The organism is Streptomyces desertarenae (genome assembly GCF_042681365.1).
GTDB classification, from domain to species: domain Bacteria; phylum Actinomycetota; class Actinomycetes; order Streptomycetales; family Streptomycetaceae; genus Streptomyces; species Streptomyces desertarenae.
The window spans coordinates 1-26,645 of record NZ_JBHUFU010000002.1; the positions used below are offsets into that span (position 1 = coordinate 1).

At 75.8% G+C, this 26,645-nt stretch carries 26 protein-coding genes; 14 read left to right on the forward strand and 12 right to left on the reverse strand.

Going from position 1 to position 26,645, the window contains the following annotated elements; genetic code table 11:
- The first annotated feature begins 263 nt into the window (after window positions 1–263).
- Entirely contained in the window at window positions 264–1,715 is a 1,452-nt protein-coding gene (locus ACFSJS_RS04125; RefSeq protein ID WP_380896814.1) for a DEAD/DEAH box helicase, read from the forward strand.
- A 28-nt stretch (window positions 1,716–1,743) separates the two neighbouring features.
- Here the strand turns inward: ACFSJS_RS04125 and ACFSJS_RS04130 are convergent, their stop codons facing one another.
- The 3 genes from ACFSJS_RS04130 to ACFSJS_RS04140 are packed head-to-tail and all read right to left on the reverse strand — an operon-like array spanning window position 1,744 to window position 2,278.
- Entirely contained in the window at window positions 1,744–1,935 is a 192-nt protein-coding gene (locus ACFSJS_RS04130; RefSeq protein ID WP_380896816.1) for a hypothetical protein, read from the reverse strand.
- Window positions 1,932–2,138: a hypothetical protein gene (locus ACFSJS_RS04135; RefSeq protein ID WP_380896818.1), complete on the reverse strand. Its 207-nt coding sequence runs from the start codon at window positions 2,136–2,138 to the stop codon at window positions 1,932–1,934. The genes ACFSJS_RS04130 and ACFSJS_RS04135 overlap by 4 nt, the downstream gene beginning before the upstream one ends.
- The gene (locus tag ACFSJS_RS04140; protein WP_380896820.1) at window positions 2,135–2,278 is read right to left on the reverse strand and encodes a hypothetical protein; all 144 of its coding nucleotides are present in this window, start codon (window positions 2,276–2,278) and stop codon (window positions 2,135–2,137) included. Before ACFSJS_RS04140 ends, ACFSJS_RS04135 begins: the two co-directional genes overlap by 4 nt.
- 251 nt (window positions 2,279–2,529) lie before the next feature.
- Here ACFSJS_RS04140 and ACFSJS_RS04145 point away from each other — a divergent pair, with 251 nt between their 5' ends.
- The 8 genes from ACFSJS_RS04145 to ACFSJS_RS04180 all read left to right on the forward strand — a co-directional run bounded on the left by ACFSJS_RS04145 (window position 2,530) and on the right by ACFSJS_RS04180 (window position 14,166).
- Window positions 2,530–2,769 (forward strand): GntR family transcriptional regulator, encoded by a 240-nt coding sequence (locus ACFSJS_RS04145; protein ID WP_380896822.1) that lies wholly within the window; start codon window positions 2,530–2,532, stop codon window positions 2,767–2,769.
- A 395-nt stretch (window positions 2,770–3,164) separates the two neighbouring features.
- Window positions 3,165–4,418, forward strand: coding sequence for a type III PLP-dependent enzyme domain-containing protein (locus ACFSJS_RS04150; RefSeq protein WP_380896824.1), 1,254 nt, complete (start codon window positions 3,165–3,167; stop codon window positions 4,416–4,418).
- A 54-nt stretch (window positions 4,419–4,472) separates the two neighbouring features.
- Window positions 4,473–5,915: a diaminobutyrate--2-oxoglutarate transaminase family protein gene (locus tag ACFSJS_RS04155; protein ID WP_380896826.1), complete on the forward strand. Its 1,443-nt coding sequence runs from the start codon at window positions 4,473–4,475 to the stop codon at window positions 5,913–5,915.
- 134 nt (window positions 5,916–6,049) lie between these two features.
- Complete coding sequence (locus ACFSJS_RS04160; protein ID WP_380896829.1) at window positions 6,050–7,639, forward strand: pyridoxal phosphate-dependent decarboxylase family protein; 1,590 nt, start codon at window positions 6,050–6,052, stop codon at window positions 7,637–7,639.
- Window positions 7,636–9,438, forward strand: coding sequence for an IucA/IucC family protein (locus ACFSJS_RS04165; RefSeq protein ID WP_380896832.1), 1,803 nt, complete (start codon window positions 7,636–7,638; stop codon window positions 9,436–9,438). Before ACFSJS_RS04160 ends, ACFSJS_RS04165 begins: the two co-directional genes overlap by 4 nt.
- A gap of 80 nt (window positions 9,439–9,518) precedes the next feature.
- The gene (locus ACFSJS_RS04170; RefSeq protein WP_380896835.1) at window positions 9,519–10,904 is read left to right on the forward strand and encodes a lysine N(6)-hydroxylase/L-ornithine N(5)-oxygenase family protein; all 1,386 of its coding nucleotides are present in this window, start codon (window positions 9,519–9,521) and stop codon (window positions 10,902–10,904) included.
- A complete protein-coding gene (locus ACFSJS_RS04175; RefSeq protein ID WP_380896837.1) occupies window positions 10,901–12,805 on the forward strand; it encodes an IucA/IucC family protein in 1,905 nt (634 codons plus the stop codon). The genes ACFSJS_RS04170 and ACFSJS_RS04175 overlap by 4 nt, the downstream gene beginning before the upstream one ends.
- Window positions 12,802–14,166: a glutamine synthetase family protein gene (locus ACFSJS_RS04180; protein WP_380896840.1), complete on the forward strand. Its 1,365-nt coding sequence runs from the start codon at window positions 12,802–12,804 to the stop codon at window positions 14,164–14,166. The genes ACFSJS_RS04175 and ACFSJS_RS04180 overlap by 4 nt, the downstream gene beginning before the upstream one ends.
- Window positions 14,167–14,221: 55 nt before the next feature.
- On the opposite strand, the gene ACFSJS_RS04185 is transcribed toward ACFSJS_RS04180, so the two are convergent.
- Entirely contained in the window at window positions 14,222–14,500 is a 279-nt protein-coding gene (locus tag ACFSJS_RS04185; RefSeq protein WP_380896842.1) for a hypothetical protein, read from the reverse strand.
- Window positions 14,497–15,012, reverse strand: coding sequence for a hypothetical protein (locus tag ACFSJS_RS04190; RefSeq protein WP_380896844.1), 516 nt, complete (start codon window positions 15,010–15,012; stop codon window positions 14,497–14,499). The genes ACFSJS_RS04185 and ACFSJS_RS04190 overlap by 4 nt, the downstream gene beginning before the upstream one ends.
- An 82-nt stretch (window positions 15,013–15,094) precedes the next feature.
- Between ACFSJS_RS04190 and ACFSJS_RS04195 the strand changes: the two genes are divergently transcribed.
- The 3 genes from ACFSJS_RS04195 (at window position 15,095) to ACFSJS_RS04205 (ending at window position 16,964) form a co-directional block, all read left to right on the forward strand.
- Window positions 15,095–15,436: a PadR family transcriptional regulator gene (locus ACFSJS_RS04195; RefSeq protein ID WP_380896846.1), complete on the forward strand. Its 342-nt coding sequence runs from the start codon at window positions 15,095–15,097 to the stop codon at window positions 15,434–15,436.
- The gene (locus tag ACFSJS_RS04200; protein WP_380896848.1) at window positions 15,433–16,200 is read left to right on the forward strand and encodes a permease prefix domain 1-containing protein; all 768 of its coding nucleotides are present in this window, start codon (window positions 15,433–15,435) and stop codon (window positions 16,198–16,200) included. The genes ACFSJS_RS04195 and ACFSJS_RS04200 overlap by 4 nt, the downstream gene beginning before the upstream one ends.
- A gap of 200 nt (window positions 16,201–16,400) precedes the next feature.
- On the forward strand, window positions 16,401–16,964 hold the full coding sequence (locus ACFSJS_RS04205) for a dihydrofolate reductase family protein (RefSeq protein WP_380896850.1): 564 nt from the start codon (window positions 16,401–16,403) through the stop codon (window positions 16,962–16,964).
- Between the two features lie 71 nt (window positions 16,965–17,035).
- Here ACFSJS_RS04205 and ACFSJS_RS04210 read toward each other — a convergent pair whose 3' ends face one another.
- Window positions 17,036–17,503, reverse strand: coding sequence for a hypothetical protein (locus ACFSJS_RS04210; RefSeq protein WP_380896852.1), 468 nt, complete (start codon window positions 17,501–17,503; stop codon window positions 17,036–17,038).
- A gap of 336 nt (window positions 17,504–17,839) precedes the next feature.
- Between ACFSJS_RS04210 and ACFSJS_RS04215 the strand changes: the two genes are divergently transcribed.
- Window positions 17,840–18,061 (forward strand): hypothetical protein, encoded by a 222-nt coding sequence (locus ACFSJS_RS04215; RefSeq protein WP_380896854.1) that lies wholly within the window; start codon window positions 17,840–17,842, stop codon window positions 18,059–18,061.
- 301 nt (window positions 18,062–18,362) lie between these two features.
- On the opposite strand, the gene ACFSJS_RS04220 is transcribed toward ACFSJS_RS04215, so the two are convergent.
- Together ACFSJS_RS04220 and ACFSJS_RS04225 are read right to left on the reverse strand one after the other, a co-directional pair.
- Window positions 18,363–18,626 (reverse strand): GlsB/YeaQ/YmgE family stress response membrane protein, encoded by a 264-nt coding sequence (locus ACFSJS_RS04220; protein ID WP_380896857.1) that lies wholly within the window; start codon window positions 18,624–18,626, stop codon window positions 18,363–18,365.
- Between the two features lie 204 nt (window positions 18,627–18,830).
- Entirely contained in the window at window positions 18,831–20,912 is a 2,082-nt protein-coding gene (locus ACFSJS_RS04225) for a PhoX family protein (protein ID WP_380896859.1), read from the reverse strand.
- A gap of 290 nt (window positions 20,913–21,202) precedes the next feature.
- Between ACFSJS_RS04225 and metG the strand changes: the two genes are divergently transcribed.
- A complete protein-coding gene (gene metG / locus ACFSJS_RS04230) occupies window positions 21,203–22,819 on the forward strand; it encodes a methionine--tRNA ligase (RefSeq protein WP_380896861.1) in 1,617 nt (538 codons plus the stop codon).
- A 115-nt stretch (window positions 22,820–22,934) separates the two neighbouring features.
- Here metG and ACFSJS_RS04235 read toward each other — a convergent pair whose 3' ends face one another.
- From ACFSJS_RS04235 to ACFSJS_RS04250, 4 genes are all read right to left on the reverse strand, one after another.
- On the reverse strand, window positions 22,935–24,116 hold the full coding sequence (locus ACFSJS_RS04235) for a methyltransferase domain-containing protein (RefSeq protein ID WP_380896863.1): 1,182 nt from the start codon (window positions 24,114–24,116) through the stop codon (window positions 22,935–22,937).
- Window positions 24,113–25,081 carry an ATP-grasp ribosomal peptide maturase gene (gene tgmB / locus ACFSJS_RS04240; RefSeq protein WP_380896865.1) on the reverse strand — a complete coding sequence of 323 codons (969 nt, stop codon included), beginning with the start codon at window positions 25,079–25,081 and terminating at the stop codon, window positions 24,113–24,115. The genes ACFSJS_RS04235 and tgmB overlap by 4 nt, the downstream gene beginning before the upstream one ends.
- Window positions 25,082–25,136: 55 nt before the next feature.
- Complete coding sequence (locus tag ACFSJS_RS04245; protein WP_380896867.1) at window positions 25,137–25,475, reverse strand: hypothetical protein; 339 nt, start codon at window positions 25,473–25,475, stop codon at window positions 25,137–25,139.
- Between the two features lie 600 nt (window positions 25,476–26,075).
- Window positions 26,076–26,504: an ATP-binding protein gene (locus ACFSJS_RS04250; protein ID WP_380896870.1), complete on the reverse strand. Its 429-nt coding sequence runs from the start codon at window positions 26,502–26,504 to the stop codon at window positions 26,076–26,078.
- Between the last annotated feature and the right edge of the window lie 141 nt (window positions 26,505–26,645).

Below are 26,645 nucleotides of genomic sequence, written 5' to 3' on the forward strand. Positions count from 1 at the left end.
GCCGGGGCCCGCACCTTGGGTGCGGGCCCCGGCTCTCCGCCGTTCCCGGCCCGGTGCACCCCGCCGACTCGGCGCCGACGGGCCCGGCTCCCCGCCGCCCGCCCGGTGAGTCCGGACGGCGCCGCCGTCGCACCGCCCCGCAGCCCGGTCCCCTTTCCGGCACCGGGCTCCATCCGTTTTCCGCCGGCACGTTCCTGCGTTTTCCCGTTCGTTTGTCTCGGTCAGGGAAATCCTCGATGCGCGCCGTTTCGAGGAGGTTCCGCATGAACCGCGTCACCCGTACGAACGACCGCCGCTCCGTCACCGGAAAGAACGCTTCCGCCGGCTCGGGCCGGAGCGGTGGATTCCGCTCACGGGCCCCCGGCCGCTCCGGCGTCTCCGGGCGTTCGAACGGCTACGGGCGCCGGCCCGCCGCGCCGCAGGGGGAGTTCGCGCCGCCGGTCACCGTCACCCCCGCCCTGCCCGCGGTCGCCTCGTTCGCCGAACTGGACATGCCGGCCGCGCTGCTGAGGACGCTCGCCAAGCTGGGCATGAACGAGCCGTTCCCGATCCAGGCGGCCACGCTGCCGAACTCGCTGGCCGGCCGGGACGTCCTGGGCCGGGGGCGCACCGGCTCGGGCAAGACCCTCGCCTTCGGGCTGGCCCTGCTCGCCCGCCTCGCCGGACAGCGCGCCGAACCGCGCCGCCCCCTGGCCCTGGTCCTCGTGCCCACCCGGGAGCTGGCCCAGCAGGTCACCGACGCGCTCACCCCGTACGCCCGGTCGCTGTCCCTGCGAATGGCCACCGTGGTCGGCGGCATGTCCATCGGCCGCCAGGCGAGCGCCCTGCGCTCCGGGGCCGAGGTCGTGGTCGCCACACCGGGACGTCTCAAGGACCTCATCGACCGCGGCGACTGCCGGCTGGACCGGATCGGGGCCACCGTGCTGGACGAGGCCGACCAGATGGCCGACATGGGCTTCATGCCGCAGGTCACCGCTCTGCTGGACCAGGTGCGCCCCGACGGCCAGCGCATGCTGTTCTCGGCCACCCTGGACCGCAACGTCGACCTCCTGGTCCGCCGCTACCTGACCGATCCTGTGGTCCACTCGGTCGACCCCTCGGCGGGCGCGGTCACCACGATGGAGCACCACACCTTGCACGTCCACGGCGCCGACAAGCACGCCGTCACCACCGAGATCGCCGCCCGCGACGGCAGGGTGATCATGTTCCTCGACACCAAGCACGCCGTGGACCGGCTCACCCGGCACCTGCTGAACAGCGGTGTGCGCGCCGCCGCCCTGCACGGCGGCAAATCCCAGCCCCAGCGCACCCGCACCCTCGCCCAGTTCAAGACGGGCGACGTCACCGCGCTGGTGGCCACCAACGTCGCGGCCCGCGGCATCCACGTCGACAACCTGGACCTGGTGGTCAACGTCGACCCGCCCAGCGACCACAAGGACTACCTGCACCGCGGCGGCCGCACCGCCCGCGCGGGCGAGTCCGGCAGCGTCGTCACCCTGGTCACCCCCGACCAGCGCCGGGACATGGACCGCCTGATGGTCTGCGCCGGCATCGTCCCGCACACCGCCCGCGTCCGTTCCGGAGAGGCCGAACTGAGCCGCATCACCGGCGCCCAGGCCCCTTCCGGCATCCCCGTGACCATCGCCGCGCCGGTGCCGGAGCGCGCCGGGCGCGGCGGGACCCCGCAGCGCCGCCGCCGGAACCGCGGGCGCTGAGCGTCCGGCAGCCGTCGCCGGGCCCGGGTCACTCGCGCGCGACCCGGTCGCCCCTCATGGCGGCCTCGCGCTGTTCGAGGGCGGTGTGGCAGGCGCAGGCGCAGACCAGGTACACCAGGCCCTCGACGGGGCGGACCGGCGGCCGGCCCTCGCCGCACTCGGCGCAGCCGCCGAAGCGGCAGGCCGCCGAGTAGTAGTTCTCGGCCGTGCGCGGCCTCATGTCCGCTCCCGGGGCCCGGCGGGAGGACGGTCGCGCCGCCCGGGCGCGGAGCGGCGCCCGGCGGTCCGCCCGGCGCACTCGGGGCAGGCGACGACGGAGACGCCGGGACCGGAGTTCTGCACCATGAAGGCGATCTCCACCGTCGCCGCACGCCCGTCGTCGTGGGCGCAGTACGCGGCACGGACGCTGCCGGCGCCGCTCACACCGCCACCCGCCCGCCGTGGGCGGCCGGCGCCCGGCGGCGCTCGGCCTGCTCCCACTGGACGATGAACGGCCGCACCAACGGCAGTTCGTCCGCCTCCGCCGCGACCAGTTCGCACAGCACGGCCCGGCCGGTGCGCACGATCCTCCGTCCCGGCGCCGGGCGCGGCCCCGGTGCGCACGGTCCGGCGGCCCGGCGGTGACGGCCGCACGGCGGCCACAGCCGGGCCAGAAGGGCAGCGAGTATCCTCGCCATGTCGGTCACTCCTTCGCAGTGATCGGCCACGACCCCCGGACAGTTGCCGCTGTCGCGGGGGTTTCTCGCTGCCCAAGCATACGCGCATTCGCGTATTCGCGGTCGCACGATTTCGCGCACACGCATACGTTCGATCCATGGATCTTGATCGGGGCAAGCCCGTGTGGCCGCAGGTGGCCGACGAACTGCGCCGCCGCAGCGATGCCGGTGCCTACGCGCCCGGCTCGCGCTTCCCCGCCGTGGTGGAGCTCGCCTCCGAGTTCGACGTGGCCGCGTCCACCGTCCAGAAGGCGGTGGCCGCGCTCCGCGGGGAAGGCAGACTCCGTACCGTGCTGGGCCAGGGCTCCTTCGTCACCGGGCCGGACGAGCGGCCGTGAACCCCGGCCCGGGCCGGGTGCCCCGGGGCCGCTTCGGGCGGGCGACGTGCGGACGTCGCCCGCTTTCGCGTCCCGGTGACGGTTTCGGCCATTCGATCACCGGCCGGGAATCCGCCCCGCCGCCCCCGCACCCCGCCGCACCGGCGGGGTGCGGCGGTTTCACACCCGCCCCCGTGATGTCCGGATGCGCTCGACCGAACGGGGAACGCACTTGGAAAGGAACCGGAGAAACCCTAGGTTAGGTTCCCCTAAGTTGACGGACTCCCGGCAGGATGGTCCGCACGACGTGCACCCGGAAGGAGGGCCGTGAGCGCTTCCGCCGACGGGTGACGACCGCCCGGACGACCGACCGCACCGCTCCTCCCCCTGCTCGCCCGTCTCCCGAGGTAGGGCCCGTGTCCATCGTTCTGCCGCCGTCCGCCTATCCGCGCTCCGCCTATCCGCCCGACGTCGTCCCCGCCAGGGTCCGGCACCGTCTGCTGGAGCTGGCGGAGGGGCCGGAGCCCGTCTCCGCCTACGTGTACGACGGGGAGGTCGCCGCCGGGCGCGCACGCGAACTGCGCGAGGCGCTGCCGGAGTGGGCGGCCGTCCACTACGCGGTGAAGGCCAACTCCTTCCCCGGTGTCGTCAGGGCGCTGGCGCCGTACGTGGACGGGTTCGAGGTCGCGTCGCGGGCCGAGCTGGAGCTGGCACTGGCCGCCCTGCGGGAGAGGGACCGGGAGGACGTCCCCGTCGTCGCCGCCGGACCGGCCAAGTCCGTGCCCGTGCTGACCGCCCTGGTGCGCGCCGGGGTGGAGGCGATCAACGCCGAGAGCGCGCTGGAGCTGCACCGCATCAGCCGGATCGCCGTCGCCGAAGGCACAACCGCCCGCGTGGCGCTGCGCGTCAACCCCGCCGGCATCCCCGTCACCGGCTCGCTCCGCATGGGCGGCGAGCCCTCGCAGTTCGGCGTCCCCGAGCCCGACGTGCCCGCCGTGCTGGCCGAGGCGCTGCGGCTGCCGGGTGTGGAGGTGACCGGGTTCCACATCCACGCCGCCTCCAACAACCTCGACGCCGACTCCCAGGCCGCCTACCTGCGCTGGTGCGTGGAGTGGAGTGCGCGGACGGCCCGTGCGGCGGGGTTCGCCCTGCGCCACGTGGACGTCGGCGGCGGCATCGGCGTGGCGTTCGAGGAGCTCGCGGGCGAGAAGCCGTTCGACGTGGCCCGCTTCGGCGAGCTGGCCGCGCGGGTGGAGCCGCCGCCCGGGGTGAAGGTCGTCCTGGAGCCGGGCCGCTTCCTGGTGGCCGACTGCGGCTGGTACGCGGCCGAGGTGACCGACGTCAAGCACAGCTACGGCTCCGCCTTCGCCGTGCTGCGCGGCGGCATCAACCACTTCCAGCTCCCCACCTCCTGGGACCTGGTGCACAACGTCGCCGTCCTGCCCGTGGACCGCTGGCCCGAGGGCCTGCCCCGGCCCGAGGCGGCCGGTGCGCGCGTGACGGTCGTCGGCGAGCTGTGCACCCCCGAGGACACGCTGCTGCGCGATGTCCGGGTGGACCGAGTCCGCGCGGGCGATCTGGTCGTTTTCCCCTACGCGGGCTCCTACGGCTGGGAGTTCGCGATGCACAGCTTCCTCGGCCACCCCGTCGCGGAACGCCACCTGCTCTGACCGTCCCGGCACGGCCCCGGCCCTGCCGCCGCACTGCTGACGGAGCGTCACCACATGACCGTGTCCACCACACCACCCGTTCCGGCCGCCCCCGCGGAGGCCGGGACCGACGCCGGGGCCGTCCTGCGGCGCCAGCGGGAACGGGAGTCCTCGGCCCGCACCTACGCCCGCTCCTTCCCGATCGTCCCCGTCCGCGCGCACGGCATGACGGTCGAGGGCGCCGACGGCCGCCGCTACCTCGACTGCCTGGCCGGCGCGGGCACCCTCGCCCTGGGGCACAACCACCCGGTGGTGACGGAGGCGGTGCGCCGCACCGTGGACGGCGGCGCGCCGCTGCACGTGCTGGACCTGGCCACACCGCAGAAGGACGAGTTCACCGACGCCCTGTTCGCCTCCCTGCCGCCCGCCTTCGCCGACCGGGCCCGGATCCACTTCTGCGGCCCCGCCGGGACGGACGCGGTGGAGGCGGCGCTGAAGCTGATGCGCACGGCCACCGGACGGCACGGCCTGCTGGCGTTCACCGGCGCGTACCACGGCATGACGGCGGGCGCGCTGGCCGTCTCCGGACGCGCGGGGGCGGTGCGGAGCCCGGCGCCGGGCGCGGGGGCCGGGGTGACGCGGCTGCCGTACCCGTACTCCTACCGCTGCCCGTTCGGGGTGGGCGGGGAGCGGGGGGCCGCGCTGTCGGCCGCGTACGCCGAGCGGCTGCTGGACGATCCGGACGGCGGTGTGGAACCGCCCGCCGCGATGATCGTGGAGGCGGTGCAGGGCGAGGGCGGCGTGGTGCCCGCCCCGGACGGCTGGCTGCGGGAGATGCGGCGGATCACCGCCGAGCGCGGGATCCCGCTGGTGGTGGACGAGGTGCAGACCGGGGTGGGGCGCACGGGCGCGTTCTGGGCGGTCGAGCACAGCGGGATCGTGCCGGACGCGATGGTGGTCTCCAAGGCGGTCGGCGGCAGTCTGCCGCTGGCGGCGGTCGTGTACCGCGAGGAGTACGACGTCTGGCCGCCCGGCGCGCACACCGGCACCTTCCGCGGCAACACCCTGGCCATGGCGGCCGGGGCGGCCACCTTGCGGTTCGTCGCCCGCGAGGGGCTGGCGCGGCGGGCCGCCGAGGTCGGGGCGCGGATGACGGCCCGGCTGGAGGCGCTGGCCGCCGAGGTCCCCGCGGTCGGCGACGTACGGGGGCGGGGGCTGATGATCGGCGTGGAGCTGGTGGACCCGGCGGGCGAGCCCGACGCGTGCGGCGCCCTGCCCGCCGCGCCGCACACAGCGGCGCGGGTGCGGGCGGCGTGCCTGGAGCGGGGGCTGATCGTGGAGCTGGGCGGGCGGCACGGCGCGACGGTGCGGCTGCTGCCGCCGCTGGTGATCACCGACGCGGAGGCCGGGGCGGTGCTGGACCGGCTGGCGGACGCGGTCGCCGAGGCGGCGGGCCGCGGGGACCGGGCCGCCGGCGCGCAGTCCGGTGCCCGGCCGGGTTCGGGGCGTTCCGCGTGACGGGCCGGGTCCGGGCGGCGGACGCGGCGGACGCCGCCGACGGAGCGCCCGGCGTCCCGCCGGCGCGCGGCCGGGCGTGTGCCGACGCGCGCGGTGGGGCGCGTGCCGATGCTTTGCGCGCCGCCGTCGACACGGTGGCCGAGACGCTCGCCGCGGGCCTGCCGCCGGCCGGCGGCGCCTCGGACGCCGCCACCGCCCTGTCGGGGTCCACGGCCGGCCCCGGGGCTCTGGAGCCGCTGGTGCGCGCCGTGCTCGCCGCCCTCGGCGAGGGCGCGGCGCGGCGCGGCGGGCCCGTTCCCGCGGGCCCGCCCGGCGCGCTGGCCGAGCGCGTCGCCGCCGAGTACGCGGCGGCCCGCGGCGACGGCGCGCTGGCCCGGCTGACGTCCCTGCTGGCGTACGGCAGCGCCGATCCGGCCGATCCGCTGTGCGCCGCGCACCTGCACTGCCCGCCGCTGGCCGTGGCCGTCGCCGCCGACCTGGCCGTCTCCGCCCTCAACCCGTCCCAGGACTCCTGGGACCAGGCCCCGGCGGCCACCACCCTGGAGACGCTGCTGCTGGACGAGATGGCCGCTCTGGTGGGCTACGGCGACGGTGCCGCCGGGGTGCTGACCTCCGGCGGCACCGAGTCCAACCTGATGGGCCTGATGCTGGCGCGCGACCGGGTGCTGGGGCGCGCGTCAGGGCATCAGGTCGAGCTGAGGGGCGTGCCCCGCCACGGCCCGCGCCCCCGTGTGTTCACCTCCGCCGCCGCGCACTTCTCCGTCCAGCGCGCCGCCGCCCTGCTGGGCCTGGGCGAGGACGCGGTGGTGCCCGTCGCCGTCGACCGGGACCTGCGCATGGACCCGGACGCCCTGGCCGAGGCCCTGGACCGCTGCGCGGACGCCGGCGGGCTGCCGGTCGCCGTCGTCGCCACCGCCGGGACCACCGACACCGGCGTGGTCGACCCGCTGCGCGCCTGCGCCGACCTGGCCGCCGAGCACGGCGCCTGGCTCCACGTGGACGCGGCCTACGGCGGCGGCGCGCTGCTGTCGGACCGCCTCGCCCCCCTGCTGGACGGCCTCGCGCTCGCCGACTCCGTCTCCCTGGACTGGCACAAGCTGGGCTGGCAGCCGGCGGCGGCCGGCGTGTTCCTCGTCCGCCGCGCGGAGACGTACGCCTCCCTGGCCCGGCGCGCGGTCTACCTCAACCCGTCCGACGACGAGGAGGCCGGTTACCCCAGCCTGCTCGGCCTGTCGCTGCGCACCACCCGCCGCGCGGACGCCTTCTCCGTCGCCGTCACGCTGCGGACGCTGGGCCGCGAGGGCCTGGGGCGCCTGGTGGACGCCTGCCACGACCTGGCGCGGGCCGGGGCGGAGGCCGTGCGCGCCCACCCCCGGCTGGAGCTGTACTCCGAACCGGAGTTGACGGCCTTCCTCTTCCGCTACCTGCCCGCGCGCGGCCCGTACGACCCGGCGCGGGCGGACCGGATCAACGCCTCCCTGCGGCGCAGGCTGCTGCGCGGCGGGCGGGCCGTCGTCGGCCGCACCGAGCTGCCGGGCACGGGACCGGGCCGGGTGCGGCTGAAGCTCACCCTCCTCAATCCGCACGCGACGCCCGCCGACGTCGAGCACCTGCTGCGCGCCGTCGCCGAGGCGGGCCGGGCCGAGGAGGCGGCGGAAGAGGCGGCGGAGAAGAAGGCGGAGAAGGCGGAGAGAGCCGCAGGAAGCGGACGGGAGGCGCCGTGAACCCGGGACCGCGGGACGGGGACCCGCTCGACCACCCCGACGCCCGGCGCGCCGCCGACGCCGCCGCGACGGAGCGGCTGGTGCGCGCGTACGTCCGCGACACCGGCACCGAGGTCCCGGCCGCCGGGCGCTCGCTGCACCTGGTCCTGCCCGTCAGCCGGACGACGCTGCGGGTGCCGGTGCGGTACCGCTCGGCCACCGGGTGGCACCGCTTCGGCCCGGCGCGCGTGGTCACCTCCGAGCGGGGCGGCAGCCTCCCCGCGGACACGGCGCTGGTGGCGGCGGTGCTGGTGCGGGAGGCCACGCTGGGCCGGGGCCTGCCGCCCCACACGGGCACCGACGCGGTGGGACGGGTGCTGGACTCCGCCCGCCGCACCGCCGTCCACCTCGCCCGGCGCCGGGAGGAGCCGCCCGGCGCGGCGGGCCCGACGCCGTTCCTGGAGGCCGAGCAGGCGCTGCTGCTGGGCCACCCCTTCCACCCGGCCCCCAAGAGCCGCGAGGGCGCCTCCGACGCCGAGCTGGAGCTCTGGTCGCCGGAGGTGCGGGGCTCCTTCCCGCTGCACTGGTTCGCCGCGCACCCGGACGTGGTGGTCGGCGAGAGCGCCGACGGCCGTCCGGTGGCCGGGCTGCTGCGCGCCCTCGCCGCGGGGCCCGGGGGCCCGGACGTCCCCGACGGCATGGTCCCGGTGCCCGCCCACCCCTGGCAGGCGCGCGAGGCCGCCGGACGCCCGGAGGTCGCCGCCCTGCTGGACGCCGGGCTGCTGCGCCCGCTGGGCCCGGCCGGTCCCGCCTGGTGGCCGACGTCCTCGGTGCGGACGGTGCACCGGCCGGACGCGGGGGCGATGCTGAAGCTGTCGCTGGGGATGCGGATCACCAACTCCCGCCGCAACAACCTCCGCGGCGAGCTGCGGCTGGGGGTGCGGGCCGCCCGGCTGCTGGCGGCCGGGCCGGACGGTCCGGCGGCGTGGCTGCGCGCCGAGCACCCGGAGTTCGGCATCCTGCGGGACCCCGCCTGGGTGTCGGTGGACCCCGGCGGCTCCCCGGACGGTCCCGAGACGGGGCTGGAGACCGCCGTCCGCGACAACCCCTTCCGGGGCGGGGCCGGCGACGCCCGGTGCGTGGCCGGGCTGCTCTCCGAGCGCACCGGGCCCGGCGACGGCTCCCCTCCCGCGCACCGGGCGGCGCTGTGCGAGGCGGTGGAGCGCACCGCCCGCGCCCACGGGACACCGGTCGCCGAGGCGTCCGCGCGGTGGCTGGCCCGCTACCTGGAGGTGCTGGCCGTCCCGCTGGTCCGGCTCCAGGCCCGCTACGGCGTCGCCCTGGAGCCGCACCACCAGAACACCCTGGTCGCGCTGGACCGCGACGGGCTGCCCGCCGCCGGCTGGTACCGCGACAGTCAGGGCTACTACGTGGCCGCCTCCCGCGCCGGGGAGCTGGAGCGGCTGCTGCCCGGCGCGGCCGAGGGCGTGGAGCTGGTCTTCGACGACGCCTTCGTCGACGAGCGGGTCGCCTACTACCTGGGCGTGGCCAACCTCCTGGGCCTGGTCGGCGCCTTCGGGGCGTACGGACTGGCCGACGAGGAGGAGCTGCTGCGGGTGCTGCGCGGCGCGCTGGAGCGGCTGCGCGCCGCCGAGCCCGGCGCCAAGGGCCTGCTGGAGCTGCTGCTGGACGCGCCGGTGCTGCGCTGCAAGGGCAACTTCCTGACCTGCGTGGACGGCCTCGACGAGCTGGTCGGCGATGTCCACACCCAGTCCGTCTACGTCGACCTTCCCAATCCCCTCGCGGAGGTGCACCGGTGACCCACCATCCCCCTTCCGTGCCCGGGCGGGCGTCCGGCGGCGCGTCGGGCGGCGGCCCGTCCGGGAAGGCGTCCGGCGGCGTGTACGACCTCGTGGGCGTCGGCATCGGCCCGTTCAACCTGTCGCTGGCCGCCCTCTGCGACGGCGTGCCGGGGCTGCGCACCCTCTTCCTGGAGCGCGGGCCCGCCTTCTCCTGGCACCCGGGCCTGCTGCTGGAGGGGACGGTCCTCCAGGTGCCGTTCCTGGCGGACCTGGTGACGATGGCCGACCCGACCAGCCCCTGGTCGTTCCTGAACTACCTGCGCGAGCACGAGCGGCTGTTCCCGTTCTTCTTCTCCGAGCGCTTCCACATCCCGCGCCGCGAGTACGACCACTACTGCCGCTGGGTCGCCGAGCACCTGCCGTCGTGCCGCTTCGACGCCGAGGTGACGGCCGTGGAGTGGGACGCGGCCGAGGAGGCGTTCGCCGTCCGGCACCGTCCGGCCGGCGGCAGGGGCGGCCGGCGCGTCCTGGCCCGGCAGGTCGTCCTGGGCGTCGGCACGGCCCCGGTGGTGCCCGAGCCGCTGCGCCCCCTGCTGGGCGGGGGGCGGTCCGGGCCCGTCCTGCACAGCTCCGACTACCGCGCCCACCGCGCCGCCCTGGCCGCGCTGGACGACGTCACCGTGGTCGGGGCGGGCCAGTCCGGCGCCGAGGTGGTGCTGGACCTGCTGCGGCACCAGGACGGCCAGGGGCGCGGCGGCCCGTACGTGCGCTGGCTGGCGCGCACCCCGGCGTTCGCGCCCATGGAGTACTCCAAGATCGGCCTGGAGCACTTCACGCCCGACTACGTCGACTACTTCCGCGCCCTGCCCGAGGCCACGCGCGACCGGCTGGTGCGCGAGCAGTGGCAGCTCTACAAGGGCGTCAGCGAGGAGACGCTCGCCGACATCCACGACGAGCTGTACGAGCGGACGATCGGCGGCGGACGGCCGCGCGCGGACCTCCACCCCGGCGTGGAGGTGGTCGCCGCGCGCCCCGACAGCGGCACCGGCGGCACCGGCGGTTACGTCCTGTCCTGCCGCCACGCCGGGCAGGGCGCCGCGTTCGAGGTCCGCACCTCGGCGGTGGTGGCCGCCACCGGGTACGCGCCCGTGCGCCCGGCCTTCCTGGAGCCGCTGGAGAAGCTGGTCGACTGGGACGAGCGGGGCCGCTACCGCGTCGACGGCTCCTACCGCGTCGCCCTCGACCCGTCCGTCACCGGCGCGCTGTACGTGCAGAACGCCGAGATGCACACCCACGGCGTGGGCGCGCCCGACCTCACCCTGGGCGCCTGGCGCGCCGCGGTGATCCTCAACGCCGCCGCGGGCCGCACCGTCCTGCCCGTCCCCCGGCGGGCGGCCTGGACGACCTTCGGGGTGCCCGGGCAGCGGCCCGGGGAGACATCCGGGCCCGGGGAGGCCGGGACGACCGGGGAGGCCGCCCGATGACCGCGCCCATATCCCGCGGAGCCTGGGCGGAGGCGGGGCGCAGGCTGCTGGCCAAGGCCGTCGAGGAGTTCGCGTACGAGGAGCTGCTCGTCCCCGAGCCCGATCCCGGGTCCGGGTCCGCTCCCGATTCCGGGTCCGGGGCCGGGTCCGATCGCGGATCCGGGCACGGGAGCGGGCGCGCCCCGGGGGCCTGGCGCCTGGACCTGGGGGAGGGCGTGCGCTGGACGTTCCGCGCCTCCCGCGGCACCTTCGGCACCTGGCGCCTGGTTCCCGGCACCCTCCGCCGCTCCCCGGAGCCCGCCCCCGGCGAGGAGGCCGGGCCCGAGCGGCTGCTGCTCGACGCCCGCCGGGTGCTCGGCTGGGACGGCCCCACCACGGCCGAGGTGCTGCGCGAGCTGACCGCCACCCGCCTCGCCCAGGCCGGGACCATCGCCCGCGACCTGCCCGCCGCCGCCCTCGCCGACCTGGACCACCTGGAGCTGGAGGCCCACCAGGACGGCCACCCCTGCATGCTGCTCAACAAGGGGCGGCTGGGCTTCTCCGCCTCCGACGCCGCCGCCTACGCCCCCGAGTCCGCCGGGGAGGTGCGGCTGCGCTGGGCCGCGGTGCACCGGGACCTGGCCGCGTACGCGGGCATGCCCGGCCTGGACGCCGCGGCCCTGCTGGCCGAGGAGCTGGACGGCGCCGTGCGCGGGCGCTTCGCCGCCGCCCTGGGGGACGCCTGCGCCGGCGGTCCCCGCGCGCCGGAGGAGTACGTCTGGCTGCCGGTCCACCCCTTCCACTGGGACGAGGCCGTGGTCCCCCTCTTCGCCCCCTACCTCGCCGACGGGCGAATCGTTTCCCTGGGCGAGGGCCCGGACCGCTACCGCCCCCTCCAGTCCGTGCGCACCCTGGCCAACCTCGACCGCCCCGACCGCCGCAACGTCAAGGTGCCCCTGCTGATCCGCAACACCCTGGTGTGGCGGGGGCTGTCCACCGCGCCGACGACGGCCGCGCCCGACGTCAGCGCCTGGCTCCACGCGGTCCGCGACGCCGACCCGTACCTGCGGGACGAGCTGCGCTTCCACCCGCTGGGCGAGGTGGCGTCCGTCGCCGTCCACCACCCGCTGTACGAGTCGGTGCACGACGCCCCGTACCGCTACCACGAGCTGCTGGGCGCGGTGTGGCGCGAACCGGTGACGGGGGTGCTGCGCCCGGGGGAGCGGGCCCGCACCATGGCGGCCCTGCTGAAGACCGGCTCGGACGGGCGGGCGCTGGCGGCCGAACTGGTGGCGCGCTCCGGGCTGGCGCCGCGCGCCTGGCTGGCCCGCTTCCTGGCCGCCCTGCTGCCGGGGCTGCTGCACTACCTCTACCGGTACGGCGTCGCCTACTGCCCGCACGGCGAGAACACCGTCGTCCTCTTCGGCGCCGACGAGGTGCCCGTGGGCGTGGCGCTCAAGGACTTCGCCGAGGACGTCAACCTGCTGCCCGGGCGGCGGCCCGAGTACGCCGGGCTGCCGGAGCGCGCCGACGCCGTGCTGCTGCGCTGGCCCGCGCACGAGCTGGCGCACTCGCTGCTGAGCGCCGTGTTCGCCGGGCACTTCCGCTTCTTCGCGCCCCTGGTGGAGGAGCACCTGGGCGTGCCCGAGCGGGAGTTCTGGGCGCTGGTGCGCACCGAGATCGACCGCTACCACGCCCGCTTCCCCGAACTGGCCGACCGCTTCGAGGAGTTCGGACTGCTCGCGCCCGTCTTCGACCGGGTGGCCCTCAACCGCGAGCAGCTCCTGGGCGGGGCGTTCCACGACCGGGCCGAGCGCGACGAGGGATTCGACGTCGTCCACGGCACCGTCCCCAACCCGCTGGCCGACGCGGCCCCCGCACCGGCACCCGCCGCCCGCCCCGCACCGGAGGAGCCCTCATGACGACCGCCGACCCGTACGCACCGCTGCGCGCCGAGGCCGAGGCGGGACGCCTGGAGGAGGTGGTCGTCGCCGTCCCCGACCTCCAGGGGCGGCTGATGGGCAGCCGCCTGTCCGTCCCCCACTTCCTGGACGAGGCCGCGCGCCGGGGCTTCGGCGCCTGCGTGTACCTGCTGGCCGCCGACGTGGAGATGGACACCGGGCCCGGTTACGCCATCGACGCCTGGGGCAGCGGCTTCGGCGACTTCGTGCTGCGCCCCGACCCCGCCACCCTGCGCACCCGCCTGCCCTGGGACGACGGCACCGCCCTCGTCCTCGCCGACGCCGTCTGGCCCGGCGGGGAGCCGGTCCCCGTCGCCCCCCGGCACCTCCTGCGCACCCAGCTCGACCGGCTGGCCGAACGCGGGCTGACCGCGTACGCCGGCACCGAGCTGGAGTTCATCGTCTTCGCCGCCTCCTACCGCGAGGCGTGGGAGCGCCGCTACGCCGGTCTGCGCCCCGCCGCCCGCTACAACACCGACTACTCCCTCCAGGGCCTGGAGGAGGTGGAGCCCGTGGTGCGCCGCATCCGCCGCGAGATGGCGCGCGCCGGGCTGGAGATGGAGACGGCCCGCGGGGAGTGCCACGCGGGCCAGTACGAGATCGTCTTCCGCTACGCGGAGGCGATGGCCACCTGCGACAACCACGTCTTCTTCAAGAACGGCGCCAAGCAGGTGGCCGCCGCCGAGGGCGCGGCGCTGACCTTCATGCCGAAGTTCGACGAGGGCGAGGGCAACTCCTGCCACGTGCACCTCTCCCTGCGCGGCCGGGACGGCGCGCCCGTCCTGGCCGACCCGGACGCCGGCGACGGCATGTCGGAGCTGATGCGGCACTTCACCGCCGGGCAGCTCGCCTGCCTGCCCGACCTGACCCTGCTGATGGCGCCGAACGTCAACTCCTACAAGCGCCTCCAGCCCGGCGCGTTCGCCCCGACGGGCATCGCCTGGGGACGCGACAACCGCACCTGCCCGATACGGGTGGTGGGCGCGGGCCCCTCCCTGCGCATCGAGCACCGCGTCCCGGGCGGCGACGCCAACCCGTACCTGGCCGTGGCCGCCGTGGTGGCCGCGGGGCTGTACGGCGTCGACAACCGGCTGCCCCTCCCCGCGCCGCACACCGGCAACGCCCTCGCCGACGACTCCGTCCCCCGGCTGCCCGCCACCCTCGCCGAGGCCCTCCACCGCTGGGAGACCAGCGAGATCGCGGCCGAGCTCTTCGGCGGGGAGGTCGTCGGCCACTACGCCCGCGCGGCCCGCGCGGAGCTGGCGGCCTTCGAGCGCGCGGTCACGGACTGGGAGCGGATGCGGGGCTTCGAGCGGCTGTGACCCGCGTCCCGGTGCCCGGCGCACCGCCCCCTCCCGGTCCGCGGGGGCGAACCCGTCACCCCCGCCGGACGCCGGGGGCGGGATCCCGCCCGATGCGGCGCAGGGCGAGCAGTCCGCCGACGCCGGGCACCAGGGCGTACCACCGCGCGCTCGCGTCGGCGGCGGTCGTGGCCTGCCAGGCGGCCGCGATCGCCGCGAGGTAGGCGGTGCCGTGCAGCGGGCCGGCGAGCGAGGCGACCGCCTCGGCGTGCACGGTGAGGAGGTTGAGCAGCAGGAGGGCCAGGGAGACCGCCTCGGTGCCGGCGGCGATCCGCAGGGCGCGCACGCCGGTCACGCTCCCGTGGTGGAGCCGGGCCGGACGATCATCAGCACGACGACGACCGCCCACAGCAGGTTGAAGACGCCGGTGAGCATGGCCAGCCGGGCCGCCGCCGACCGCGTCCCCCCGGCGGCATCCCCGCCGCCGCCGGCCTCGCCGCCGGCCCCGGTGCCGGGGGCGGTCACCGCCGCCTCGATCATCCGCCGCTGGCCGGGCACGATGGCCAGCACCAGCAGGGCCGCGGCGAGCGCCGTCAGGGCCATCGACACGACCAGCCAGGCGTCGGTGAGGACGCCGAGCTGCGCGCCCGTGGCGATCCCGAAGACCGGGACGGCGACGCCGACGACGGCGTAACCGCGGCAGATCCGGTGCAGGACGGCGGCGACCCCGGCGTCCCGCTCCCGCGGTCCCCCGCCTCCGGAGGCCGCCTGCCGGGCGTGGCGCGGGAAGAGCGAGGCGGCCACGGCGATCGGGCCGACCACCAGGATCGCCGCGAGGACGTGCACGGACAGCAGGAGCTTGGTCATCGCGGACCTCCGCACCGACGGTGAATACATTGGCTGCCAATAGATAGCATGCCTACAGCCACATTGTGTAGGCTGCCTACCCATGAAGGCGGACGCGGTACGGGGACACCTCGACGGACTGCTGCTGGCCGTGCTCGAACCGGGGCCGCTGCACGGCTACGCGATCATCACGGCCGTCCAGCGGCGCAGCGGCGGCGCGCTCGAACTGCGCACGGGCACGGTCTATCCCGCGCTCAACCGGCTGGAGCGGCTCGGGCTGCTGCGCAGCTCCTGGGAGTCCGTCGGGGAGCGGAGGCGGCGCTGCTACGAACTCACCGACGCCGGGCGCCGCGCCCTGGCCGGCGAGCGGACGGCCTGGCGGGAGTTCACCGCGGCCATCGGCTCCGTCCTGGAACCCGCCGCACGTCCGGGGCCCGCCGCATGAGCGCCGCCGCCCGGCGGGCCCGCGCCGCGCAGGAGCCCTCCTCCGCGGCGGAGCACGGGCCGGCCGAGGAGCACGGGCCGGCCGAGGAGCACGGGCCGGCCGAGGAGCACGGGTCGGTCGAGGAGTACGGGTCGGTCGAGGAGTACGCCGAGGCCCTGGCGGCCGCCCTGCGCGGCCCGGCCCGGGCGAAGGCCCGCATGGTCGCGGAGATGCGCGACGGCCTCGCGGACACGGTGGCCGCCTGCGCCGGCACGGGGCTGTCCCCCGGCCGGGCCCTCGAGCGGGCCGTGCGCGAGTTCGGCACCGTCGCCGAGCTGGCACCGGCCTGCCAGCGGGAGCTGACCGTCGCCCAGGTCCGGCACACCTCCCGGGCCGTCGCCCTCACCATCCCCGTCCTGGCCGTCTGCTGGTACCTGCTGCTGACCGCCGCCCACGGCACCGGCCGGGCGCCGGGCGCGGCCCAGTGGCTGGCCGCGCCCTTCGCGGGCGCCGCGACCGCCGCCGCCCTGCTCGCCACGGTGGCGCTGGCGGTCACCGGGCCCCTCGCCCGCAGACTGCCCACACCGCGCCGGCTGCCCCTGGCGGTCGCGTGGGCCGGGACCGTCGCCGGCGTCTCCGTGGCCCTCGCCACGCTCACGCTCGCCGCGGCCTCCCCCCTGGCCACGCACGGGCCGCTGGCCGCGTTCGCCGGTGCGTTCACGGTCGTGTCGCACGTGGCGGTGGCGTCGTCGTCCCGCGCCTGCCGCGCCTGCGCCCGCGCCTGACGGCCCGGGGCCGTGCGGCGCGCCGCGCGGCCCCGCTCCGGCGGCCCTGTCAGTGGCGCCCGCTAGCTTTCCGGCCATGCGGAGCCGGGCCGGCCGGGCCCCGGCTCCGCATGGCCGCGGCCGTCCGCCGCCGGGCGCCCCCGTCCCGCGGCCGTCCGCCGAACGCCCGGCACCGCCTCCACCCCGAAGGGACGCAACCCGTGCGGAAGCTCAAGCTCCAGGTCCAGGTCAGCATCGACGGCTACATGGCCGGTCCGGGTGGTGCGATGGACTGGCTGACGTTCCCGTGGAGCGACGACCTCGACGCCCACGTCGACGCGCTCACCGAGCCGGTCGACTGCATCCTGCTGGGACGCAGGCTCGCCGAGGGGTTCATCCCGGCCTGGGCGGCCGGGCCCGAGGGCGAGGACCAGGCGTCCATCGACTTCATGAACGACACGCCCAAGGTCGTCGTCTCCGACTCCCTCACCGAGTCGCCCTGGGAGAACACCACCGTCGCCGGCGGCGACCTCGCCGAGACCGTGCGCGGGCTCAAGGAGCGGCCGGGCGGCGACATCATCACCTACGGCGGCAGCACGCTCGTCGGGAACCTGGTCGCCGGGGAGCTGCTGGACGAGCTCCACCTGTTCGTCAACCCGGTGGCGCTCGGCTCCGGGCTGCCCGTGTTCCCCGACACCGGTGCCCACCGGAGGTTCCGCCTGGTCGACACGCGGCCGTTCGACTGCGGGATCGTCGCCCTGCACTTCGAGCCGCGGCGTTCCTGAGCCGGCTGCCCGGCCCGCGCCCCCGCTCGGCGGGGCCCGCACGCGGTGGGCCCCGCCGGAACGCCCGGCCGTCACCCCCCGGCGGCCCCGCGGGCGCGGCGGCCCCGGTCGAGGGCGAGGGCCGCGCACACCGCGGCCGCCGCCGTGAGCAGCGCCAGGGCCGGGTTGACGAAGGCCGGGACGCGGTCGAGGACCGTCCCGTCCTCCCAGACGCACACCGAGCCGAGCGGGAGCAGGCTGTCCTCGGCACCGGTGAGCCGGGGGATGCCGGCGCCGTCGGGGAAGCGGAACCGCTCGTAGGTGCAGGTGTGGTAGGCGCTCTCCAGCCGGAGCACGGTGAACAGGCCGACGGTGTAGCAGGCCGCGGCCGCCGCGAGGAGGGCGAACGCGCCGGCGGCCCAGGCGCTCCCGCGGTCCCCCCTCCTCCCCCGCCGCGCGAGCCGCGCGACCGGGACGGAGAGCGCCAGGACGGCGGGCGGGCCGGCGAGGAGGAGCAGCCAGTGCAGCGGGCCCTGCCCGGTGTCGGTGGCGATCAGCACGGTCGGGGCGCTCCTGGGCGGGCTGTGGCGGTGCGGCCGTCGCACGCGCGGCCACCCTATCGAGCACCCGTCCGGCCGTCCTCCGGCCGACCGCCGTGGTTCCGGGCCGTCTTGAGCTCCCGGGTTCGAGGCGGCCCGCCGGGCGGTGCGGGCCCGCCGAACCCGGTGCATCCGGCAGCTCGTGGGCGCGCGCCCGAGCGCGGGAGCCGGCACGCGCGCGGTTTCGAGCTCGTCTGCCGACCCGTCCTCAGATCCGTTCGTAACTTTTCCGCTCACCGGCAGATATGCACGGCGGACGGCGATGGCCCGTCCACGACCGGCAAGGAGGGGAGCACGATGAACGCGAGGGGACGGGCCCTGGTGCGGACGGGCGCGGTGGCGGCGGCCGCGGTCGGCGCGGTCCTGGCGGGCGGCGGGGCGGCGTGGGCCGATGAGACCCACCACGGCTCGCACAACGGGCCGACCGTCGCGCTGATCTCGACGGGTCAGATCGACGATCCCATGGAGGACGTGCTGGAGCACGCGGCCCTCTTCCAGCGCGACCACCACACCGGCTGAGGCGGCGCACGGAGCACCGGCCCCGGTGCGAGGGAGCCGGTCCCGCCCGGCGGGTTCGGACGGAGCCGGGCGGGACGGCCGCACCGGGGCCGGCCGGGACCGGGAACGCACCGCCCCCGGTCCCACGGCCCCACGGGGCGGGGCGGGTCCGCCCCGGAACGGCCGGAGGCCCGGCGGGGAGGCGCGGCTCACAAGCCGCCTCCCCGCCGGGCCGTCGCCGTCCGGGCCCGGGGGCCCGGACGGCGGGAGGCTGCGGGCGGCCGCCGCGTCCGGCGGCGGCCCGGGGCGCCTGCGGCGCCCGTCAGGCGTGGGCCTTGGCGCGCTCCAGGGCTGCGATACCCACCGCGGCCAGCGCCACCTGGATCAGGATCTGCAGCCAGTCGACGCCGTTGGTGCCGGCGACACCGAGCCCCGCGGCGATGAACGTACCGATCAGGGCCGCGGCGATACCGACCACGATCGTCCACAGGACACCGATGCGCTGACGTCCGGGAAGCACCAGCCGGCCCAGGACGCCGATGACGACACCCACGACGATCGCGGTGAGAATGCCGGTAATCTCCATGACTTCACCTTTTCGGGTCGTTTGCTTGAGGCTCCTCCTTCCCGCTTCGGACGGGTACACACAAGGGACATGTCAAGAGGGCCCCCGGCCGGAGGCGGCCCCGGCGGCGGGGCGGCCCGGCCCCGGACGCGTGGGCACCCCGCCCGTCCGGTCCGGACGGGCGGGGTGCACGCTCACGGGCGGCTCCGCCGGGCGGCGGGGGTGTCAGACGCCGATGTTGCGTCCGTCCCGGCGCCAGACCGCCACGACCGACGGGCGGACGGCCTTGCCCTGTCCGTCGGGCCAGGCGGAGGCCGGCTTCTCGTAGCTGGCGCCGTCCACCTCGCCCGGGTGCTGGACGGCGACGAGGACGCGGCGGTCCTGCACGAGCGGGCCGCAGGTCTCGGCGCCGGTGGGCACCGTCAGGAACTGCCGCACCTCACCGCGCCGCTCGCCCGCCGTGGCGACGCCGAAGAGGCCGTCGTGCGTGCCCAGCGCGTTGCCGTCGGTGGAGATCCACAGGTTGCCGTAGTCGTCGAAGGTGAGGTTGTCGGGGCAGGAGATGGGGCTGACCTGGTCCTTGGGGAAGCCGCCGAAGTAGGTGGCGGGGTCCTCCGGGTCGCCGCAGACGAGGAACAGCCGCCAGGCGAAGCCGTCGGCCGCCGGGTCGTCCCAGTGCTCGGCCAGCTCCAGCACGTGGCCGTGCTTGTTGCCGTTGCGCGGGTTGGCCTCGTCGGCGCCGGCCTTGCCGGCCGCGCCGCGCTGGGTGTTGTTGGTCAGCGCGACGTAGACGCGGCCGGTGCGCGGGCTGGGCTCGACGTCCTCGGGGCGGTCCATCTTGGTGGCGCCCACCTTGTCGGCGGCGATCCGGGTGTGGACGTAGACCTCCTCGGCGGTCATGCCGGGCACGTGCGAGGTGTCGCCGGTGGCCAGCGGGATCCACACGCCGGATCCGTCGAACTCGCCGTCGTTCGGGAGCTTCCCGCTGCCGTCGATCTGGGCGGCCGGGCTGTCGCCGGTCAGCTTGGCGACGTAGAGGGTGCCCTCGTCCAGCAGCGTGAGGTTGTGCTCGCGGGCGCGCCGGCTGTCGCCCTTCATCATCGCCTTCGACGAGACGAACTTGTACAGGTAGTCGAAGCGCTCGTCGTCGCCCATGTAGACGACCGGGCGGCCGTCGGCGGTCAGGCGCGGCTGGGCGGCCTCGTGCTTGAAGCGGCCGAGCGCGGTGCGCTTGCGCGGCACGGAGTCGGGGTCGTACGGGTCGACCTCGACGATCCAGCCGAAACGGTTCGCCTCGTTGGGCTCCTTGGCCAGGTCGAAGCGCTCGTCGAACCGCTCCCACTTGCGCTCCGTGGCGCCGCCGGTCATGCCGTAGCGGGCGAGCTTCGCCCTGGTGTCGGCGTCGGTGACGGAGGCGGCGTTCGCGAAGTACTGGTTGAAGTTCTCCTCGGCGGACAGGGCCGTGCCCCAGGGGGTGGAGCCGCCCGCGCAGTTGTTGAGGGTGCCCAGCACCCTGGTGCCGGTGGGGTCGGCGGAGGTCTTCAGCAGGTCGCTGCCGGCGGCCGGACCGGTGAGGCGGAACTCGGTGGTCGCGGTGAAGCGCCGGTTGAGGTGGTGGCGGGGGACGGCCGTGAGCTTCCCGGTGCGGCGGTCCTCCTCGACCACGACGACGGACAGCCCGTGCGCGGCCCAGGCGATCTCGACCTGCTCGCGGGTGGGGTTGGCCGGGTCGTACCCGGGGAACATCAGCTGCTCGTCGGTGTACTCGTGGTTGGCGAAGAGCACCTGGCGGCCGCGCTCGCCCTTCAGCGGCAGCAGGACGAGGAAGTCGTTGTTGTAGCCGAACTGCCCGGCCTGCGCCTTGGCGCTCTGCTTCTCCGGGTCGAAGGCGGGGGCGCCGCGCAGGATCGGGTCGCCCCAGCGGATGACGATGTTCTGCTCGTAGCCGGCGGGCACGGTGACCTTGTCGGCGGTGTTCGGGGCGACGGGCGCGAAGCGCAGGCCGCGGGCGCCGTCGAGGGGCCTGCTCTTCTCCCAGCCCTTCCCCGCCGCGGCGGCGGCGGGGGCGGCCCCGGCTCCGGGCGCCTGGCCGAGCCCGGCCGCCCCGACCGCGGCGGCGGCACCGACGACCGCGCCGGCGCGCAGCATCGAACGCCGGGAGAGGGCACCGGCGATGACGTCGCCGGCGTACTCGTTGCCGCTGGTGTTGGGCACCTCATGGAAGCAGGCGTCGCCGCAGCGGTAGCGGCAGGTCAGGGCGGCTCTACCGCCAGGGTGCGAACCGATCAGCGGCAGCAGTTTGCGCATGGTCCCCTCCGGATGTCCCGTGTTCGTGCAGGTGAGGACGGTATGCGCGTGGGTGTGACGGGGGGCGACCATGCGGTGAACACAGGTTTAACCCGACCCGTGGGGATGGTTGAAGACCTCAACCATCCTCACCGTGCGGAGGGGCGCGGGCGCGCTCGGTCGCCCCGGCGGAGCTCCTCGGGAAGGACGCGCCGGGCGCCGCGGGAGGGACGCGCCGGGCGCTGCGTCCGGGGCCTCCCGCGGGCGTCGTCCGGACGGGCCGGGCGGTCCCGGACCGTTAGGATTTCCCCATGGCGGCCACTGGAAAAGAGCAGCAGGGGTCCAAGGCGTTCTACGTCACGACCCCCATCTACTACGTCAACGACGCTCCGCACCTGGGCCACGCCTACACGACCGTCGCAGGCGACGTGCTCACGCGCTGGCACCGCCAGCGCGGCGAGAAGGTGTGGTACCTCACCGGCACGGACGAGCACGGTCAGAAGATCATGCGCACCGCCGAAGCCAACGGGGTCTCCCCCCAGGAGTGGTGCGACCGGCTCGTGGAGGAGGCGTGGAAGCCCCTCTGGGAGCACCTGGAAATCGCCAACGACGACTTCATCCGCACCACGCAGGAGCGGCACACCGCCCGCGTCCAGGAGTTCGTCCAGGACCTGTACGACAAGGGCGAGATCTACCAGGGCGGGTACGAGGGCCCGTACTGCGTGGGCTGCGAGGAGTACAAGTCCGCCGGCGACCTGCTGGACGGCGAGGGCGAGTACGCCGGGCAGAAGCTGTGCCCCGTCCACAAGAAGCCCGTGGAGATCCTGAAGGAGGAGAACTACTTCTTCAAGCTCTCCGAGTACGGGCCGAGGCTGCTGGAGCACTACGAGAGGAACCCGGACTTCATCCAGCCCGAGTCGGCGCGCAACGAGGTCGTGAACTTCGTCCGCCAGGGCCTGGAGGACCTGTCGATCTCCCGCTCCAGCTTCGACTGGGGCGTGAAGATCCCCTGGGACGACAAGCACGTCATCTACGTGTGGGTCGACGCCCTCCTCAACTACGCCACCGCCGTCGGCTACGGCGCCGACCAGGCGAAGTTCGAGCAGACCTTCCCGGCGGACGTCCACCTGGTGGGCAAGGACATCCTCCGCTTCCACGCGGTGATCTGGCCCGCGATGCTGATGGCCCAGGGCCTGCCGCTGCCGGGGAAGGTCGCCGCGCACGGCTGGCTGATGGTCGGCGGCGAGAAGATGAGCAAGTCCAACCTGACCGGCATCAAGCCGCAGGACCTCACCTCGCACTTCGGCGTGGACGCCTACCGCTGGTACTTCCTGCGCGGCATCCAGTTCGGCCAGGACGGCTCCTTCTCCTGGGAGGACTTCTCCGCCCGCTACACCAGCGAGCTGGCCAACGACTACGGCAACCTCGCCTCGCGCGTGGCCGCCATGGTGAACAAGTACTTCGACGGCCTGCTGCCGGAGTCGAAGGCGGAGGGCGACGCCGAGCAGCCGATCAGGGACGGTCTGGCGAGGGCCGTGGCCGAGGCCGACCGGCGCATCGGCGAGGAGCTGGACTTCGCGGGCGGCATCGCGGCCGTCTTCGACTTCATCAAGCTGGTCAACGGCTACCTCACCGAGCAGGAGCCGTGGAAGGTCGCCAAGGACACCTCGCCCGAGGCCCAGGAGCGGCTGGCCACGATCCTCTACACCGCCGCCGAGGCGCTGCGCGCCTGCGCGGTGCTGCTCAACCCGGTGATGCCGCGCACCTCCGGCCTGCTGTGGGAGTCGCTGGGTGCGGAGCCCGCCCTGGGCGCCCTGGCCGACCAGCGCGTCCAGGACGCCGGCCGCTGGGGGCAGCTCCCGGCGGGCACCACGGTGACCAAGGGCGCGGTGCTCTTCCCGCGCCTGGAGGAGCCGAAGAACGCCTGACGCGCTCCACCCCGCGCCTCCGCCCGCCCGGCCCCCGCTCGTCCCGCTCCGACGGGACGGCCGGGGGCCGGGGCGTGCGGGCGGCGGCAGCCGGTCCCCGGTGCCGCCGCTCCCCTCACAGCTCCCAGGTGTGCGTCCGGCCGCCGGGCTCGGCGTACGCGAGGGTCTGCGCCCGCGGCGTGACGCGGACGGTGAACCACTCGCGGCGGGGCCGGTTCAGGGCCCGCCACCGCTCGTGGGCGCGCTCGACCGGTGCCCACAGGTCCCGTGGCCCGGAGGTGACGACCGCCGCGCCGGGCCGCCGGCCGTGGTCGGTCACCCGCGCGCGGGAGCCGTCCCCGGGGTCGTGCAGCGTGGTGACGTGCCGGCCGTCGTCGGTGCGGTGGTAGCCGCGTTCGACGGCCGGACCCAGGTGGAGCTGGGCGAAGAAGGAGAACGTCCAGTCGTCCAGCGCGCCGCCGGACAGCGGCGAGTCGCGGCGCCGCCCGTCCGGCGGGCCGGAGGGCGCCGCCGCCGGACGGGGGCCGGACAGCAGCGGCATGAAGGCCGCCGGGGTGTGGAGCACGTGCCCGGCGGCGGTTCCGTCCGGGAGCTTCGTCAGCCGGACCAGCATCCCGCCGGCCAGTGTCCCCTTGAGGGGGACGACCAGCAGGCCGCCCGTCATGCACTGGTCAAGCCAGGAGTCGGGGACGCGCCGCACCGAGCAGGTGGCGATGACGCGGTCGAACGGCGCGTGTCCGGGCGCGCCCGCCGCCCCGTCGGCCGTCCGCACCACCGGCGACAGCCCCAGGGCGCCCAACCGCTCCTCGGCCGCGGCGGTCAGACGCGCGGAGACGTCCACGGTCACCACGTTCTCCGCCCCGGCGAGCCGGCACAGCAGCGCCGCGTTGTACCCCGTCCCCGTTCCGATCTCCAGCACCCGTGCGCCCGGTTCGACGTCCAGGGCGTCGAGCATGTCGGCCATCAGGCTCGGGGCGGTCGAGGAGGAGGTGGGGACGCCGGTGACGGCCTCCGTCCCGGCGTCCTCCGCGTGCACCCCGTCCACCTCGGTGATCAGGGAGTCGTCCGCGTACACCCGGGCCGCCCACTCCCGGGGGTCCCCGTCCGGCCGGCGCCAGGGCACGAAGCGCTCCCCGTCCCTGCGGTAGAACACCGGCACGAACGGATGGCGCGGCACGTTCAGGAACGCCTCGGCGAGCCGGGAGGAGAGGACCACCCCGCCCTCGTCCATCCGCCGCACCAGCTCGACCCTCGCCTCGATGAGGTATCCGTCGTCCTCGCCCCCGTCCGAGTTCACATCCCTTTCCCTTCCAGCCAGTCGGCGACGGCGGCCGTGATCGGCAGGCCGGTCGCCTGCTCCACGAACCCGAACTGCCCGCTCGGGTTCACCTCCAGGAAGCACCATTCCCCGTCGGGCGTGACGACGAAGTCGAACGCGCCGTAGGGCAGCCCCAGGACGTCCATCGTCCGGCGTACTCCGGCGGCGACGGACGCCGGCGGGTCGCACACCCGGTATCTGTGGCCGGCGTAGTCGCTGCGCCAGTCCACGTGCCCGGCCGCCGAGTCCGTGTGGATCTCGGTGGCGAAGATCCGCCCGCCGACGGCCGTCAGCCGCACCTCGTACGCCTTGGGCACCCACTCCTGGAACAGGTGCGCCGTGGTGGCCACGTCCGGATGCGACAGGTCCTCGGCGCCGACGATGCTGGTGTACGCCGCCACCGACTCCCCGCCGACCGTCCCGCGCACGGGCGCGAACGGCTTGAACACCAGCGGACCGCCGACCGCGTCGCCGAACTCCCGCGCCGCGTCCGGATCGTTGGTGATCAGCGTGCGCGGCACGGTCAGTCCGGACTCGGCCGCGACGCGCAGTTGCAGCGGCTTGTACTCGGCGTCGGCGGCCCGGCCCGGCGGCGGGAGCCACCGGACCGGCAGCGCCGCCAGCAGCCCGCCGAAGCCGCGCCGGGCCTCCCGCTCCGCCACCCTGCGCGCGTGCGGTGACATGCCGCCGGGGAAGCGGGGACGGGTGGGCCTGCGGTAGTAGACGCTCCGCACGGACCGCAGCTCCAGCGTCCGGCGCTCCGTGCGGAGCGTGCCGCCCCACTCCGTCCCCTCGAACCTCGCGGCGAGCGCCAGCCGCAGCGGGAAGCCCGCCAGGTCGGTGCGGAAGACGGGCACGGAGCGCCGGTTCAGCTCCTCGACCACCAGGTCGGCGGTGGGGTCGAAGCTGCCCGCCAGGACGAGGACCGTTCCGGCCGCGGTCATCGGTGATCCGTCATCGGTCGCCCCTCATCGGTCGTCCGCCACGGTCCGCCGGCCGTCAGTCGTCGCTCGGGCCCGGGTCGTCCGGCGCGTCCAGCTCGCCGGTGGGCTGCGTCGGCCCGTAGGTCTTCGGCGGGTTCTTGGTCATGAACACCCCCGGCGGGAGCCCCTGGTAGACGCCGGTCTGCGTCTCCTCGTCATACGTGATGTCCTCCGGCAGCACTCCGCCCGAGCCGGAGACGACGGTGAGGAACCGGAAGGCGAGCGGCGCCGGGCCCCGGTGGCCGGTCAGGTCCGGCAGGTCCGGGGCCGTGCCCCGGTCCAGCGGGAGCCTGTCCTCCGGTCTGTCCAGGGCCAGACCGCTCCCGGCGTTCTCGTCCAGAATTGTCGCGTTCATGACTCCCCCTTCTCCTCGGGGGGATGGCGCCCCTCGCGCCCGCCCGGTCGCCGGCCCCCGCTCGACGGAACGTCCCCGTGGGGAGTTTCTCCGTCCCGTGGCGGCCGTAAGCCGGTTTTCCGGCCATGCTGCGCCCCGCCGCTCCGCCCAGCGACCGGGCGGAGATCCGGTAGCGCAGACCGTCGCCGTCGGGGGCGGTGAGGACGTAGAGGCCGCCGTCCTCCAGGGCCCGCAGGGCGTCGCGGTGCGCGATCCCGTCCAGCGGCCAGCGGCGCAGGAGCGCGGCGGCGTCCGGTCCGGTGCCGCCGTACGGGCGGAGCAGCCCGGAGGGCGCCCAACGGGTGTGGGGCGGTGGGTCGATGCGGTCGGCCAGGCGCGGGGCCTGGGCGCGTATCCAGCGCAGGGCGCGGCGGGGGCTGCGGGTCCGGTACCCGCCGATCAGCCACTCCCGGCGGGTGCCCTCCTCCACGACGGTGGCCTCGCACCACACGCCGCCGGGCGCGGAGGCGGCGCGGGCGGAGGCGAGGACGAAGCCGATCAGGGCCGCGCTGACGGCCGTGATCAGTCCGCCCAGGCACACGGCGGTGAAGTCCACGGCGCTCACGTCCCCTCGCGCGCGGCGCGCAGCTCGAACCAGACCCGTTTCCCGGCCGGCTCCGCCCCGCCCGTCCAGCTCACGCCCCAGGCGTGACTGAGGGACTCGACCAGGTACAACCCGCGTCCGCAGGTGTCGTCCGCACCCGCGCGGCGCGGGCGCGGGACGCCGCGCTGGTCGCCGTCCCAGACGGAGACGGTCACGCCCAGGCGCGTGACGGCGGCCTCCACCGACAGGTGCGGCACGCCGGTGTGCACGACCACGTTCGTCACCACATCGCTGACCAGCGTGCGGGCGGTGTCCAGCAGTCCGTGGTGCCCGGCGGCCCACAGCCAGGCCGCGACCGCCTCGCGGGCCACTCTGGGGGTGGTCGGTATGGCGGGAGCGGTCAGCCGGTAGCGGGTGGTGGGGCTGTTCGACGTGGTCACGTTCATCCGTGCCTCCTGCGCGGTTCGTCTACGGGGTACCGGGCACGCGCGCCCACCACCGTGGCTCGGTCACCCACTCCCGCGTCGCTTCGGTCTGCGGGCAGGGGAGGGCAACTGCACTGCGGGTTCACCGGTGTTCACGCTGCG